The organism is Flexivirga aerilata (assembly GCF_013002715.1).
Classification (GTDB): domain Bacteria; phylum Actinomycetota; class Actinomycetes; order Actinomycetales; family Dermatophilaceae; genus Flexivirga; species Flexivirga aerilata.
In genome coordinates, this window is sequence record NZ_JABENB010000001.1 from 515,508 (window position 1) to 529,829 (window position 14,322).

The 14,322-nt window shown below is 70.1% G+C and carries 11 protein-coding genes; 5 read left to right on the plus strand and 6 right to left on the minus strand.

Going from position 1 to position 14,322, the window contains the following annotated elements; genetic code table 11:
* Nucleotides 1-97: 97 nt before the first annotated feature.
* From HJ588_RS02460 to hutH, 4 genes are read right to left on the minus strand one after another with little or no spacing between them, the layout of a single operon-like run.
* Nucleotides 98-1,426, minus strand: coding sequence for a formimidoylglutamate deiminase (locus HJ588_RS02460; RefSeq protein ID WP_171151624.1), 1,329 nt, complete (start codon nt 1,424-1,426; stop codon nt 98-100).
* Nucleotides 1,423-2,625, minus strand: a complete 1,203-nt coding sequence (locus HJ588_RS02465; RefSeq protein WP_425483525.1) for an allantoate amidohydrolase — start codon at nt 2,623-2,625, stop codon at nt 1,423-1,425. Before HJ588_RS02465 ends, HJ588_RS02460 begins: the two co-directional genes overlap by 4 nt.
* Before the next feature lie 7 nt (nt 2,626-2,632).
* Nucleotides 2,633-4,288: a urocanate hydratase gene (hutU, locus tag HJ588_RS02470; RefSeq protein WP_171151626.1), complete on the minus strand. Its 1,656-nt coding sequence runs from the start codon at nt 4,286-4,288 to the stop codon at nt 2,633-2,635.
* A gap of 40 nt (nt 4,289-4,328) precedes the next feature.
* Nucleotides 4,329-5,870 (minus strand): histidine ammonia-lyase, encoded by a 1,542-nt coding sequence (gene hutH, locus HJ588_RS02475; protein ID WP_171151628.1) that lies wholly within the window; start codon nt 5,868-5,870, stop codon nt 4,329-4,331.
* A gap of 82 nt (nt 5,871-5,952) precedes the next feature.
* On the opposite strand from hutH, the gene HJ588_RS02480 reads away from it, so the two are divergent.
* The 5 genes from HJ588_RS02480 to HJ588_RS02500 all read left to right on the plus strand — a co-directional run bounded on the left by HJ588_RS02480 (nt 5,953) and on the right by HJ588_RS02500 (nt 10,722).
* Nucleotides 5,953-6,720: an IclR family transcriptional regulator gene (locus tag HJ588_RS02480; RefSeq protein WP_171151630.1), complete on the plus strand. Its 768-nt coding sequence runs from the start codon at nt 5,953-5,955 to the stop codon at nt 6,718-6,720.
* A 38-nt stretch (nt 6,721-6,758) separates the two neighbouring features.
* Nucleotides 6,759-7,949: an NTP transferase domain-containing protein gene (locus tag HJ588_RS02485; protein WP_171151632.1), complete on the plus strand. Its 1,191-nt coding sequence runs from the start codon at nt 6,759-6,761 to the stop codon at nt 7,947-7,949.
* 9 nt (nt 7,950-7,958) lie between these two features.
* Nucleotides 7,959-8,927, plus strand: a complete 969-nt coding sequence (locus tag HJ588_RS02490; protein WP_171151634.1) for an NAD(P)H-quinone oxidoreductase — start codon at nt 7,959-7,961, stop codon at nt 8,925-8,927.
* 41 nt (nt 8,928-8,968) lie between these two features.
* A complete protein-coding gene (locus HJ588_RS02495; protein WP_246241742.1) occupies nt 8,969-9,541 on the plus strand; it encodes a bacterial proteasome activator family protein in 573 nt (190 codons plus the stop codon).
* 83 nt (nt 9,542-9,624) lie between these two features.
* Entirely contained in the window at nt 9,625-10,722 is a 1,098-nt protein-coding gene (locus HJ588_RS02500) for a mannosyltransferase family protein (RefSeq protein WP_212755255.1), read from the plus strand.
* A 30-nt stretch (nt 10,723-10,752) separates the two neighbouring features.
* Here HJ588_RS02500 and HJ588_RS02505 read toward each other — a convergent pair whose 3' ends face one another.
* Nucleotides 10,753-11,709, minus strand: coding sequence for a hypothetical protein (locus HJ588_RS02505; protein ID WP_171151636.1), 957 nt, complete (start codon nt 11,707-11,709; stop codon nt 10,753-10,755).
* Nucleotides 11,710-12,029: 320 nt separating this feature from the next.
* Nucleotides 12,030-13,808, minus strand: coding sequence for an HNH endonuclease signature motif containing protein (locus tag HJ588_RS02510; protein WP_171151637.1), 1,779 nt, complete (start codon nt 13,806-13,808; stop codon nt 12,030-12,032).
* Nucleotides 13,809-14,322 lie beyond the last annotated feature (514 nt).

Genomic DNA, 14,322 nt, shown 5'->3' on the forward strand with positions numbered 1-14,322 from the left:
GCGAGGCACGAGCGTAGAACTTCGTGGGGTGGTGCTCATCGGGGCCCCCGCGAAGTATCGGAGCGAGGCACGAGCGTAGAACTTCGTGGGGTGGTGCTCATTGGTCCTCCCAGAGGTTGTCGATCGCGTCGGTCAGCAGCACGCTCACGTCGCCGAGCCGGTGCCGCCCGTCGGCGACGATGACCTCGCCGTCGCGGATCACGTCGGTCACGTCAGCGGCGGTGGCCACGGTGATGACGAATTGCGCTGGCACTCCTGCAAGTCGGGGTGAGTCGAGGGAGATCGCGACCAGGTCGGCCCGGGCACCTGGGCGAAGAGCGCCGGCGTCGTCCCAGCCGATCGTGTGGTGGGCGGTCGCGGCCGTCAGCAGCTGGTCGGTGCTGATCCGGCCGCGGACATGGGTGCGGAGCCGCTCGTGGGACTCCAGGCCGCGGATCTCCTCGAACGGGTCGATGACCGCGTGCTGGTCGGAGCCGAGACTGAGGGTGGCCCCGCCGTCGAGCAGCTCGCGGCTGGGGCCGAGGCCGTCGGCGAGGTCGCGCTCGGTGGTCGGGCAGAAGCATGCGGTGCTGCGGGCGGTGCCGAGCAGCCGCACGTCGCGGTCGGTCAGGTGGGTCGCGTGCACGGCGGTGAAACCCGAGTCGAGCAGCTCGGCCTCGGCGAGCAGCTCGGTGGGCGACCGGCCGTAAAAGGCGTGGCATGCTTCGTTTTCCGCCGGTTGCTCCGACACGTGCGCGTGCCGGATCGGCCGGTGCCGCCCGAAGCGGGAGTGCTGGGCGAACTCCTCGAGTTGCGGCCGCGGCACGGCACGCACCGAGTGGACGGCGGTGCCGACGCGGTTGCCGTCGTCCTCCCGCAACGACGAGGCCCGCTCCGCCCAGCGCGACACGTCGTGGTCGCCGAAGCGCCGCTGTTCCGGCGCGAGCGGGAGGTGCCCACCGCCGGTGAGTCCACCGGCCAGATAACAGGTGTCAAGCAGCGTCAGTCGCACTCCCGCGTCCCGGGCCGCCTGCTGCAGGGCGACGCCCATCGCGTTCGGGTCGTCATAGGGCGTCCCGTCGGGATTGTGGTGCACGTAATGGAATTCGCCGACCGAGGTGATCCCGGAGAGCGCCATCTCTGCGTAGGTCGCTCGGGCGAGCGCCAGGTAGTTGTCCGGGTCGAGGCGTTGCGCCGCGTCATACATGACCGTGCGCCAGGTCCAGAATGTGCCCCCGCCGGCGTGGGTGCGCCCGCGCAGGGCCCGGTGGAACGCGTGGCTGTGGCAGTTGGCGAAGCCCGGCAGCACGACTCCACCGAGGCGGTGCGCGTCTCCTTGCGGCGAGTCCGGCGTCACTGACCGGAAGTAGCCACCCTCGATCTCGAACCGGACATTGCGCGCCAAACCGTCTGGCAGCAGCGCAGATTCGGCCCAGTATGACGTCACGACGTCAACTCTCGCACGACGGTGGTGAGCGCGCCGACGCCGCGCAGGCAGTCGTCCCGCTCGGCGAACTCCTCGGGCGAGTGGGACACCCCGGTCGGGTTGCGCACGAAGAGCATCGCGCTCGGGATGCCCGCGGTGGCAAGGACCCCCGCGTCGTGGCCGGCGCCGGTGCCGAGCATCGGCGTCCGCGGGCCGAGGATGTCCCGCAGCCGGAGCGCCAGGTCGCCGTCGAAGCGGGTGGTGCCGGTCCAGGACTCCTCGGTCAGGGTGCCACCCACACGCTCCGCTTCGCGGCGCACCGCGTCGACGGTTGCCCGCACGGCTGATTCGTCGGCGCCGCGCGCATCCAGCCACACCCGCACGTGGGACGGGATGGCGTTGACACCGCCGGGTTCGACCTCCAGCTTGCCGGTCGTCGCGACGCAGCCGTTCGCGGTGGCGGCGGCACGCGCGCTGAGCACGACGTGGGCGGCGGACAGCATGGCGTCGCTGCGATCAGCCAGCGCCGTCGTCCCGGCGTGGTTGGCGACCCCTGGCAGGTCGATCCGCCACCGCCCGTGCGGCCAGATGTCGGTGCCGACCGCGACGGCCGACGTCGCCGGCTCGAGGTCGGCCAGCACCCGTCCCTGCTCGACGTGCAGCTCGACGAAACTGCCCACCCGACGCAGGGTTTCGTCGTCCCGGCCGATCCGCGACGGGTCCCGCCCGGCCGCGCGCAGCGCTTCCGCCATCGAGACGCCGTCGGCGTCGGTCAGCGACAGGGCCCGGTCCGCGGTCATCGCGCCGGTGATCACCCGCGAGCCGGCGCAGGCCACCCCGAAGCGGGCGCCCTCCTCGTCACCGAAGTTGACGACGGCGATCGGCCGCGCCGGCCGAAAGCCACTGTCCCGCAAGGCATCCACCGCCGCGAGCGACGACACCACGCCGAGCGGCCCGTCATAGGCACCACCGTCCGGGACCGAGTCCAGGTGGGACCCGATCGCAAGGCCCGGTCCGTCGGCGTCCGGGTCGCCCCACCACGCCCACTGGTTGCCCATCCGGTCCTCGACCAGGTCGAGGCCGCGTGCCGCGCACTCGCCCGCGAACCACTCCCGCAGGGTGTGGTCCTCGGCGGTCCAGGCGAAGCGGCGGTAGCCGCCGCTGGCGACCCGGCCGACGGGGTCGAGCGCGTCCCACATCCGGTCGAATGCGCTACTCACCGGCCGCTCAGCCTTCGCGCATCGGCACGCGCACGTCCCGCTCCCGCGCGATCTCGTCGGCGCGGTCGTAGCCGGCGTCGACGTGCCGGATCACGCCCATCCCCGGGTCGTTGGTGAGCACCCGCGCGAGCTTCCGCGCCGCGAGGTCGGTGCCGTCGGCGAGGGACACCTGACCCGCGTGGATGGATCGTCCGATCCCGACGCCGCCGCCGTGGTGGATCGAGACCCAGCTCGCGCCGGAGCTCGTGTTGACCAGCGCGTTGAGCAGCGGCCAGTCGGCGATCGCGTCGGATCCGTCTGCCATCGCTTCGGTTTCACGGTATGGCGACGCGACCGATCCGCAGTCGAGGTGGTCTCGGCCGATGACGATCGGGGCGCTGACCTCGCCGCGGGCGACCAGGTCGTTGAAGGCCAGCCCGGCCTTGTCCCGCCCGCCGTAGCCGAGCCAGCAGATGCGTGCGGGGAGCCCCTGGAAGGCAATCTTCTCGCGCGCGCCGCGCATCCACTTCTGCAGACGGTCGTTGTCCGGGAAGAGCTTCATCACGGCCTCGTCGGTCGCGTGAATGTCCTTCGGGTCGCCCGAGAGAGCCGCCCAGCGGAACGGGCCCTTGCCCTCGCAGAACAACGGACGGATGTATGCCGGCACGAACCCCGGGAAGTCGAACGCCCGGTCGCAGCCACCGAGGCGCGCCTCGTCGCGGATCGAGTTGCCGTAGTCGAAGACCTCGGCACCGGCATCCTTGAAGTCGACCATGGCCTCGACGTGCTTGGCCATCGAAGCACGGGCCCGGTCGGTGAACTCCTCGGGCTTCTTGTCGGCGTAGTCGTGCCAGTCGCCGAGCGAAATGCCCTCCGGCAGATAGGAAAGCGGGTCGTGCGCGCTGGTCTGGTCGGTGACGATGTCTATCGGCACCCCACGCCGAAGCAGCTCGGGGAAGATCTCGGCGGCGTTGCCGACGACCCCGACCGACCAGGCGCGGCGCTCGTTCTTGGCGGCGACTGCCTTCTCGATCGCGTCGTCCAGCGAGTCGGCCACTTCGTCCAGGTAGCGGTGCTCGACCCTGCGACGCAGGCGCGCCTCGTCGACGTCGACGATGAGGCAGGCGCCGTCGTTGAGGGTCACCGCGAGCGGCTGGGCGCCACCCATGCCGCCACAGCCCGCGGTGAGCGTCAGGGTGCCGGCGAGAGTGCCGCCGAAGCGCTTCTCGGCGACCGCGGCGAACGTCTCGTAGGTGCCCTGCACGATGCCCTGGGTGCCGATGTAGATCCAGGACCCAGCGGTCATCTGGCCGTACATCGTCAGGCCCTGCTGCTCCAGCCGGCGGAACTCCGGCCAATTTGCCCAGTCCGGCACCAGATTGGAGTTGGCGATCAGCACGCGCGGCGCCCACTCGTGGGTCTGCATGACGCCGACCGGCCGACCGGACTGCACGAGCAGCGTCTCGTCGGCCTCCATCCCCTGCAGGGTGCGGACGATCGCGTCGAACGACCGCCAGTCGCGTGCCGCGCGACCGGTGCCGCCGTAGACGACCAGGTCGTCGGGCCGTTCGGCAACCTCGGGGTCGAGGTTGTTCATGAGCATGCGCATGGGGGCCTCGGTCGCCCAGGACTTCGCACTCAGCGTCGTGCCGCGCGGGGCGCGGACGGGACGTGCACCTTCCATGATCGATCTCCTTGATCTACAGCAGTTTTCGTATGACGAATCAGTGGAGCGGCCCGGTCACACTCTGTGCGGCGGCGACGGCCGCACCGGAGGCGACGAAGTCGACCGCGCTCTCGATCTCCGGCGACAGGTGACGGTCCGGGCCCGGCATACCGATCGAAGGCAGCGCTGCAATGACGGCCGCGGACGCCGGCCCAGGGCGCAGCGGCGCGCGCAACTGGATGCCCCGCGCCGCGGTCAGCAGCTCGATCGCCAGCACCCGGCGCAGGCCGTCGACGGAGCGCCGGAGCTTGCGCGCCGCAGACCACCCCATCGAGACGTGATCCTCCTGCATCGCGCTCGAGGGGATCGAGTCGACGGAGGCCGGTGATGCGAGCCGCTTCAGCTCGGAAACGATTGCTGCCTGGGTGTATTGCGCGATCATGTGCCCCGAGTCGACGCCGGGGTCGTCGGCGAGGAAGGGCGGCAACCCGTTGCTGCGGGACACGTCGAGGAAGCGATCGGTGCGGCGCTCGGCGATGCTGGCGAGGTCGGCGGCGACGATCGCGAGGAAGTCGAGCACGTAGGCGACCGGAGCGCCGTGGAAGTTGCCGTTGGACTCCACCCGCCCGTCCGGCGTGACGACCGGGTTGTCGACGGCCGCGGCGAGCTCGGCCCCGGCGACCGACGTCGCGTGCGCGATCGTGTCCCGGGCGCCGCCCGCGACCTGCGGGGAGCACCGCAGCGAGTAGGCGTCCTGCACCCGGGTGCAGGCCGACGGATCGCGATGACTCTCCCGGATCTCGCTGTCCTGCAACAGCTTCCGCAAGTTTTCGGCACTGAGCGCCTGTCCGCGCTGCGGACGCAGCTGCTGCAGGTCGGCGGCGAAGACGTCGTCGGTGCCGAGCAGACCCTCGACCGACATCGACGCGGTCAGATCGGCGACCGTCACCAGCTGCTGCAGGTCGGCGATCGCCAGGCACAGCATCCCGAGCATGCCGTCGGTGCCGTTGATCAGCGCGAGGCCCTCCTTCTCGCGCAGCTCGACCGGGGTCAGCCCGGCGGCGGCAAGGGCGTCCGCGGCGGACCGCAGCTGTCCGTCGGCGTCGCGGACCTCGCCCTCACCCATCAGCGCGAGCGCGCAGTGCGACAGCGGGGCGAGGTCGCCGGAGCAGCCGAGCGAGCCGAACTCCCGCACCACCGGGGTGATTCCGGCGTTGAGCATGCCGACATACGTCTCCAGCGTCTCCGGCCGGATGCCGGTGCGGCCGGTCGCGAGCGTGCTGATCCGCAGCAGCATGAGGGCCCGCACGACCTCGCGCTCGACCTCGCGGCCGGACCCGGCCGCGTGCGACCGCACGAGGCTGCGCTGCAGCTGGGCGCGCTGCTCGACCGGGATGTGCTTGGTCGCGAGCGCACCGAAGCCGGTGGAGACCCCGTAGTGCGGGATCGGGTCGTCGGCCAGCTTCTCGATGATCGCGCGGCTGCGGGCGACCTCGGCGATCGACTCGGGCGAGAGTGCGACGGTGGCGCCGTGGCGTGCGACGGCGACGACCTCGTCGACGGTCAGCGGCCCGGTCCCCACGGTGATCGTGTTGCTCATGGATCCATTGCAGCGCCGGCGGGCGTGCGGCATCGCGCCGCGGGACCGCATTGTGTCTCGGATATGAGACAGTGAGACCGGTATGCCGAACGCCCCCGCCGCCGCCCAGGCGCTCTCCTTGCTGCAACTGCTCGCGCACCACGCGGAGCCGATGCCGGCCGCGGCGATCGCGCGCGAGCTCGGCCTGCCGCGTTCGTCGACCTATCACCTGCTGGCGGTGCTGAAGGAGTCCGGCTTCGTGACCCATCTCGCCGACGACCGTCGGTGGGGCCTGGGGGTGGCGGCGTTCGAGCTCGGCTCGGCATACGTGCGGCAGGCGCCGCTGCAGCGCATCGCCCGGCCGGTGCTGACCCGGCTGGTGGAGGCGACCACGCACAACGCCCACCTCGCGGTGCTGCACGGCCGGGACGTCTTCTACGTGATCGAGGAGCGTGCGCCCCGGCGGCCGTCGCTGGTGACCGATGTCGGGGTCCGGCTGCCCGCCGCGCTGACCGCTTCCGGCCTCGCGATGCTGGCAGCGCTCCCGCCGCAGCAGGTGCGTGCCCTCTATCCGGCGCGTGACGTCTTCGTGCAGCGCAACGGCCGCGGCCCCACCTCGCTGACCGCACTCACCTCCGAGCTGGCGCAGGTACGACGCAGGGGATACGCGGTCGAAAGTGACTCGGTGACAGCAGGTTTCGCGTCGGTCGCTGCCGTCGTACTCGACCACAACGGCAATGCGGCCGCCGGCCTCGCGGTGACCTACCCGCAACACGACCCACCCGAGCGGGACCTGCTGATCACCGCGGTGCAGCGCGCGGCCGGCGAGCTCAGCCGGCGGCTCGGCCACCGCGCCGAGCAGGGACGGTGACTGAGGCGTCCGTGATCCGATTTGCGAGACTGGACCGCATGCAGACCACCACAGTGGTGCTGGCGGGGGGCCGGTCGTCTCGCTTCGGGCAGGACAAGACGCGCGCGCTGCTCGGCGACACCACGCTGCTCGACCGGGTGCTCGACGCGTTGCCCGACGATGCCGACGTGATCGTCGTCGGCGAGCAGAGACCGACGACGCGGACTGTGCGCTGGGTCCGCGAAACCCCAGTGTTTGCAGGCCCGTTGGCGGGTCTCGGCGCGGCGCTGCCGTTGATCGGTGCCGACGCGTTCACTCTGATCGGCGGCGACATGCCACTCGGCGCGCCCGCGCTGGCCCAGCTGGCCGACCTGCTGCGGACCACCCCGGTCGACGCGGTGGTCGCCACCGACCTCAACGGTCATCGTCAGCCGTTGCTGGCGGCCTATCGCACCGCCGCCGTGCGCGCGGCGATGCCGGCCGACCCGGCCGATCGCTCGATGCGCGCACTGCTGCACGACCTCGACGTGACCACGGTGCCGGTCGAGGAACAGTTCGTCACCGACATCGACACCCCGGAGGACCTGGCCCGCATGAGCAGCACGTATGACGGCACGCCCGCCCGCGCCGCCCGCGAGGCCGACCTGGTCACCTACTACGACAACGAGGCCGCCGACCGGCAGGACAATCCGTTGCCCGAGGCTCGGGTGGCGCACCGGGACGAGTTCGTCGCCCAGCTGAAGGCGGAGGGTCGCAGCCGCCTGCTCGAGGTCGGCACCGGCCCCGGCCGGGACGCGCTGGCTTTTCAGCAGGCCGGCCTGACGGTGAGCGGCGTCGACCTGGCACCGGCAAGCGTCGAGCTGTGCCAGCAGGCCGGACTGGACGTCCGTGTGGGCTCGGCGCTCGGGCTTCCTTTCGGGGACGGGGAGTTCGACGCGGCATACACGGCCAGCACGCTGCTCCATGTCGCCGACGAGGACCTCGACACGGCGCTGGCGGAGTTGGTGCGCGTGGTGCGGCCGGGGGCACCGATCGCGATCGGCCTGTGGGGAGCGCAGAAGTCCCGGCAGGAACGGTGGGGCAGGCAAAGCTACGGCCCACCGCGCTTCTTCGCCCTGCGCAGCGACGCCGACCTGACGACGACGCTCGTCGCGCACGGCGTGATCGAGCGGTTCGAGACCTGGCCGAGCAGTGACGGCGACGAACTGCACTACCAATGGGTGGTGCTGCGGACCCCCGATCGCGCCTAGATTGGTCACATGCGTGCGATCACCCTGCCGTCCTTCGGCGACGAGTCCGTCTTGACGCTGTCCGAGGAACCGACTCCGCACATCGGCGACGACGAGGTGCTGGTCGACGTCGCGGCCGCCGGGGTCAACCGGGCGGATCTGATGCAACGCCAAGGGCTTTACCCGCCGCCGAAGGGTGAGTCGGAGATCCCCGGTCTGGAGATCAGCGGCACCATCGCCGCCGTCGGCTCGAAGGTCTCCGACTGGTCGGTCGGCGACCGGGTGTGTGCGCTGCTGGCGGGTGGCGGGTATGCCGAGCAGGTGGCCGTCCCGGCCGGTCAGTTGCTCCCCGTGCCCGCCGGCATGGACCTGGTCGAGGCCGCCGCCCTGCCGGAGGTGGTCTGCACCGTCTGGTCGAACATCTTCATGTCGGCCCACCTGCAGCCGGGCGAGTTGCTGCTGGTCCACGGCGGTGGCAGCGGCATCGGCACCATGGCGATCCAGCTCGGCAGCGCCTTCGGGGCGCGGGTCGCGGTGACGGCCGGTTCGGCCGAAAAGCTCGAGCGTTGCAAGGAACTTGGCGCCGAGATCCTGATCAACTACCGCGACGAGGACTTCGTCGAGGTGATCAACGAGGCGGGCGGCGCCAACGTCATACTCGACGTGATCGGGGCGAAGTATCTCGCGCGCAACATCGACGCGCTCGCTCTCGACGGGCGCCTCGACATCATCGGCATGCAGGGCGGGGTAAAGGCCGAGCTCGACATCAGCACGCTGATGGCCAAGCGTGGCGCGATCATGGCGATGGGTCTGCGCGCCCGGGACAGGGCCAACAAGGCGGCAGTCGTCGCCGACGTACGACGGCACGTGTGGCCGCTCATCGAGTCCGGCGCCGTGCGGCCGATCATCGATCGGAAGCTGCCGCTGGCGCAGGCCGGCGAGGCGCACCGGACGCTCGCCGACTCGCAGCACGTCGGCAAGGTGCTGCTGACCACGTGATCGCCGGAGCCGGCCGTGACCGATGAGGCAGGATGAGAGGTATGACGCCCGAATCGGACAACCCGAAGAACGCCGACGAGCAGCGGATCGTGGTCGTGACGCAGGACGGCATGGGGGTGGCAGGCACGCCCACCGGCGACGACTCCGGGACCGGCGACAGTCAGGACGAGAAGCAGGGTGAGAACCCGGCCGACCTGGTCGAGCAGCCGGCGAAGGTGATACGCATCGGCTCGATGATCAAGCAGTTGCTGGAGGAGGTGCGCAACGCGCCGCTCGACGATGCCGGTCGCCGCCGCCTCGCCGAGATCCACAAGCGGTCGATCGGTGAGTTGAAGGAGGGCCTCTCGCCGGAGCTGGTCGAGGAGCTCGACCGCATCGCGCTGCCCTTCAGCGAGGACGCACCGAGCGACGCCGAACTGCGCATCGCGCAGGCGCAGCTGGTCGGCTGGCTCGAGGGTCTCTTCCACGGCATCCAGACCGCGATCGTCGCCCAGCAGATGGCTGCCCAGGCGCAGCTGCAGGCGATGCGGCGCGGGCTGCCCGTGGGTCACGCCGACCTGCCGCAGCAGTCGGCGGGTGACGGACCTCCTTCGCCGACGGGCCAGTACCTCTGAGCACCATCACCCGATCCGGCACCGCCCCTGACCGCGGCCGTGCCGCGATCGAGCATCCCTGGCTGGCCGGCATCGGCGTCTTCGTGCCGATCCGGGCGATCGGCCTGTTCTGGCTGGCCTACGTCGGGCACCGTCAGAACAAGGACGTGCGGGACATGCTCTCGGCGTGGGACGGCGAGTGGATGCTCGCGCTCGCCCAGCATGGCTATGACGGTGTGCCGCAGCGCCTCGTCGATGCGCACGGAATGCATTCCGCCGACACGGCATACGCGTTTTTCCCGGGTTATCCGATGCTGGTGCGGGCGGTCGCGGTGCTGCCCGGCGTCTCGGTGTATGCCGCAGCGATCCTGACCAGCGTGGTCGCGGGTGCGGTGGCGACCGTCGCGGCATACCGCATCGGCGAGTGGTGCATGCTGCGTGCCCGCCCCGACGACGCCGGTATGGCGCGGCGCGTCGGACTGCTGGCGGCGGTCCTCTTCGCTGCGGCCCCCATGAGCATCGTGCTGACGATGGCCTACACCGAGGCGCTCTACTGCGCACTCGCCGGCTGGGCGCTTGTGATGGTGCTCGAAAAGCGTTGGATTGCAGCGGGTTTGCTGACCATCGCGGCCGGTCTCACCCGCACGACGGTCGTGGCGCTGATCGCGGTGGTGGTGCTGGCTGCGCTGCTGCACTGGCGGGACGGCTGGCGGCCGTGGGCGGGCATCGTGCTCGCCCCGCTGGGCTGGCTGGCCTGGCTGGTCGTGGTCGCGGTTCATGCCGGATCGCCGTTGGCATGGTTCCGCATCCAGAGCGACGGGTGGGACACCGGTTTCGACGCGGGCCAGGCGACCTGGCACTACCTGCGCGAGACGCTCGCGACGAACAACTCCGCCGGTGACGTGTTCACTGCCTGGGTGATCCTTGCGACGCTGGTGCTCGTCGTGCTCGCGTTCGTCACCCGATTGCCTTGGCAGGTCAGCGTTTACGGTGCGCTCGTGGTGGCGACGGTGCTGCTCACGGACGGATTGATGAACTCCCGGGTGCGGTTGTTGCTCCCGGCATACGTCTTGCTGGTGCCGGTGGCGATCGGCCTCGCGCACCGGTCCCGCACGACTCAGGTGACCGTCGGGGTGGCGGCCACCGCGGTCAGTGCGTGGTTCGGCGCCTACATGCTTGGGGTCTACCCGTATGCGATCTGAGCCGGGCGATCCGGGCCTGCTGATGTCTCACTATTCGTAGAGCACGTACTCCGGCTGAGGCGTGAGGGCGAGCACCTGGTCCGGCGTCATGAGCGGTCCGTAGCGCCCGTCCTCCTGGAAGAACAGTTTGAATCCGGGGTGGATGTGCGGCGGGGTGCCGGCCATCACCGCGTTGTAGGCCTTGACCTTGTCGTGCATCGGCCCGATCCCGTCGACCGACTTGACCAGCGCGACGCCGGGGTGCGGGCGCAGGGCCGATTCGTCACTGACGATGTCGCGACGAAGCACATGGATCACCATCGGCTTCTCCGGCAGCTTGTGCTCGGTGACCAGGCCCGAGACGTATGACGCGACGTCGTCGAGCACCTGGCCGGTGGTGTGTCCGAACACCTTGCCGGGCGTCTGCCCTGGCCCGACGGACCACTCGGGGTCCAGGGCGAGACCGACGTCGGGCTCACGCAGCCACCGCTCGACCGCCTTGACCTCGTCGAGGAAGGTCGCTCGTCCTGGCTGAATGTTCAGCAGCAGCAGTGCTTTGTGTTGCCGGGCGACGTCGAGCCACTGCCGGATGGTGTCGTCGCCGAGGCGGATGCGGTATTGCCCGTCGGCGCCGGGCGCGCTTTGCACGATGCAGGAGATGAGCTCCATCACCGGCTGCACGCGGCGTCCGCCGTCCCATGCGGTGACCTTGCCCATCATCTGCTCCGCCTCGTCGGCGAGGTCGCCGACACCGAGCTGGCCGAGCGCTGCTCCGGCCGGGGATCCGCAATAGCCGAAGAGGCGGTAGGCCGGAAAGATCTCGCGACCGCCGTTCGGCAGCTGGATGGGCGTCGGCAATCCCGAACTGGATGCGGCGTCGCCGCCGCCTGCCTCGCGCGGGCTCGATCCCTTCGAGCCACTCGAGGAGCAGCCGGCGAGTGCGCCGACCGAGCCGGCTCCGGCGATGGTGAGCAACGAACGACGTGTCAGATTTCCCCCGTAAAACATCGCCTCCCACGGTAACTCCCGGGCGAATGCGGTGTCGGCGGCGTTGACGCTTCCGTGAATGCTGATCGAGTAGGCCGAGCCACTTCCCCACGCGGATCGAGTAGGCCGAGCCGCTAGGCGAGGCCGTATCGAGATCAGCAGTCCTTCAGTCGGCGGGTCGAGTCGCTGATCGAGTAGGCCGAGCCGCTTCCCCACGCGGATCGAGTAGGCCGAGCCGCTAGGCGAGGCCGTATCGAGATCAGCAGTCCTTCAGTCGGCGGGTTGGGTGCTGATCGAGTAGGCCGAGCCGCTAGGCGAGGCCGTATCGAGATCAGCGGTCCTTAGTCGGCGGGTTGGGTGGTGTAGACGTGTCCGGCGGGGCTGGTCCAGGTGCAGGTGCCGTCGGCGCTCATGGTGACGGTCCAGCCGGCTTCGTGCTTGGCGCGGTGGTGGTGCCGGCACAGGCACTGCAGATTGTGGGCCGCGGTCGGACCGTCCGGATACGGGGTGACGTGGTCGAGGTCGGTGAGCCTCGCGGGTCGGGTACAGCCGGGGAACCGGCAGTGTTGGTCGCGGGCTCGCACGAACCTCGCCAACTGCGCACCGGGGGCGTAGGACTGGGTGCCGGTTTCGGCGACGGTCCCGGTCTCGGCATCCACCAGGGCGCGGGTGAACTTCACCCCGAGGAGGCCGGACAGTTCGCGGATCACGGTGGCTGGGATGACGCCGACACCGGGGACTTGGACGTCGCCGAGTCGGTAACGCACCGGGTCCGCGGCGGGAGCGGGATCTTCACTGGGTGTGAACTGCTGGGAGCGGATCTGCTCGGGCGGTGGTCGGGTGCCAGTGCGGAGTGCGGCTTCGTACAACATCGCTTCGAGTTGGCGTTCGGCCTCGCTGATCGGTCGGTAGCTGCCGAGGTCGAGGACCCTCCGGTTGACGGGGAGGATGACCTTCGGCGGACCGGGCGGTCGCACCTTCGCCGTCCACGCGCCGACGGCCCCGGGTGCCGCGCCGTTCGCTGCTGGGTCGTCGATGGTGCTCGGCCGGTCGAGCACGCCGACCCCACCGCCCACGCCTGTCGCATCACCCCTGCCGGTCATGTCCCCCGTGCTCGTCGCGTCGCCTGTGTCCGTCGCCCCGTGGCGGCGGTGCGCTCCGGTCCCGCCGACACCAGTGCCGTTCCCCCGAGGCGTGTTTGTGGACGAGGCGGTGTCGGTGTGGAAGGGGACGTGCAGGACCAGTTCGGTGGTCACGCGCGCGTTCGACAGGAGCAGGTCCGTCAGGGCGTCGATGCGGCATTCGCCGAGGGTCTTAGCGGTGGTGGTTGCTTGGTGCAGCTGGCGGGCGTGGGTGTTGACCGCGGCCATGAGTTTCGCCGCATCCAACGACGGCAGGACGGCAGTGAGCATGGACATGCCCGGCTCCCAGTGCGGTTCGACGGTCACGTTCGTACAGTCCCGCCGCCGCGCAACCGAGGCTTGATCGGCGGCGACGGGTGCGTGCTGCACCAACAGGCGTTGGGTGCGCCGCCGCAGTTTCGTCGAGGTGGATGTCTCCGGGGCACTGGCCAGGATCTCGGCCTCGACGGTTGCGGCGAGGTCGGCCGGACAATCAGATGTGTCCGATGCCTCCAGCGCATCGGACGCGCCGGTTGCGGGGATTGCGTCGGCGAGGGCGTCGCTGACCGCCACCAGCTTCCGCGACTCCAGCTCGCCGGTGCCGGCGTGGTCGAGCAGCAGCGGCGTGTAGCGGACACTGTCGACTGCTTGGCTCAGCCGGGCGCTGGTTTGCCGGTCGGTCCACCCCAGGCGGGCACCGACTTCCAACGGTGTCCAGGTGTCCGGGCTTTCCGGGTGCTTGTCGTATTCACGCTGCGCGAGTTGCTCCAGCCGCAGGGTTTGGGTGGCCCAGGCGGAGTTCTGCACCCGCTGCGTGGCCAGCACCTGGTCGAGGAGTTGGTCGTCTGAGAGACCCGACGCATCACCTCGTGCGCTGGCGGTGTCGTCGCGGGCCTTGTCGAACGCGGCGCGCAGCAGCGTCTGCGCTGCCTCCAGGAGTTCTCTCGTGGTGGCAGCGGCGATCACCTGATCGGTGAGTGCTCGCTGCAGGTGCGACATACCAATACCATACACCTGTTCGAATGAACTGGGAAGGGTTCAAGGTGCCGAATGTTCAGTGTTTTCAGTGTGATTCGTGGGATTCGGCAGGTTGTCAGGGTGGGTGGGATGGTGTTGCGTGGCGGGGTGGGTGGTCTCGATACGGGCTCCCCCGCTTCGCTCCTCCGCCCTACTCGACCACCGAAAGGGACTTCGCTGCTTTGCCCTACTCGACCAGCGTCAGGGGGCTGTATCTGTTCGGTCACAGTCGGCACGATCAGGTGAGCAGCAAGATCACCGAGCGGGGCGAGGGGCCGCGTGAGCGGCCCTATGAAGCGAAGCGGAGCGCTAGCGGAGCGAAGCGGAGTGAGGCCGCGAGGGCGGTCCCTCGTCCCGCGGTCCCACCCGGGGTCGCACAGCACAATCAGGTGCGTGGCGCCATCACCGAGCGGGACGACCCGGGGTGGTCTCGATACGGGCTCCCCCGCTTCGCTCCTCCGCCCTACTCGACCAGCAACAACCAACCTCAACAGCT

Bases quoted from the DNA above. Each gene is read 5' to 3' on its own strand.
- hutU (WP_171151626.1), bottom strand. From the start codon at position 4,288: ATGGAAGGTGCACGTCCCGTCCGCGCCCCGCGCGGCACGACGCTGAGT.
- hutH (WP_171151628.1), bottom strand. From the start codon at position 5,870: ATGAGCAACACGATCACCGTGGGGACCGGGCCGCTGACCGTCGACGAG.
- HJ588_RS02480 (WP_171151630.1), top strand. From the start codon at position 5,953: ATGCCGAACGCCCCCGCCGCCGCCCAGGCGCTCTCCTTGCTGCAACTG.
- HJ588_RS02485 (WP_171151632.1), top strand. From the start codon at position 6,759: ATGCAGACCACCACAGTGGTGCTGGCGGGGGGCCGGTCGTCTCGCTTC.
- HJ588_RS02490 (WP_171151634.1), top strand. From the start codon at position 7,959: ATGCGTGCGATCACCCTGCCGTCCTTCGGCGACGAGTCCGTCTTGACG.
- HJ588_RS02495 (WP_246241742.1), top strand. From the start codon at position 8,969: ATGACGCCCGAATCGGACAACCCGAAGAACGCCGACGAGCAGCGGATC.
- HJ588_RS02505 (WP_171151636.1), bottom strand. From the start codon at position 11,709: ATGTTTTACGGGGGAAATCTGACACGTCGTTCGTTGCTCACCATCGCC.
- HJ588_RS02510 (WP_171151637.1), bottom strand. From the start codon at position 13,808: ATGTCGCACCTGCAGCGAGCACTCACCGATCAGGTGATCGCCGCTGCC.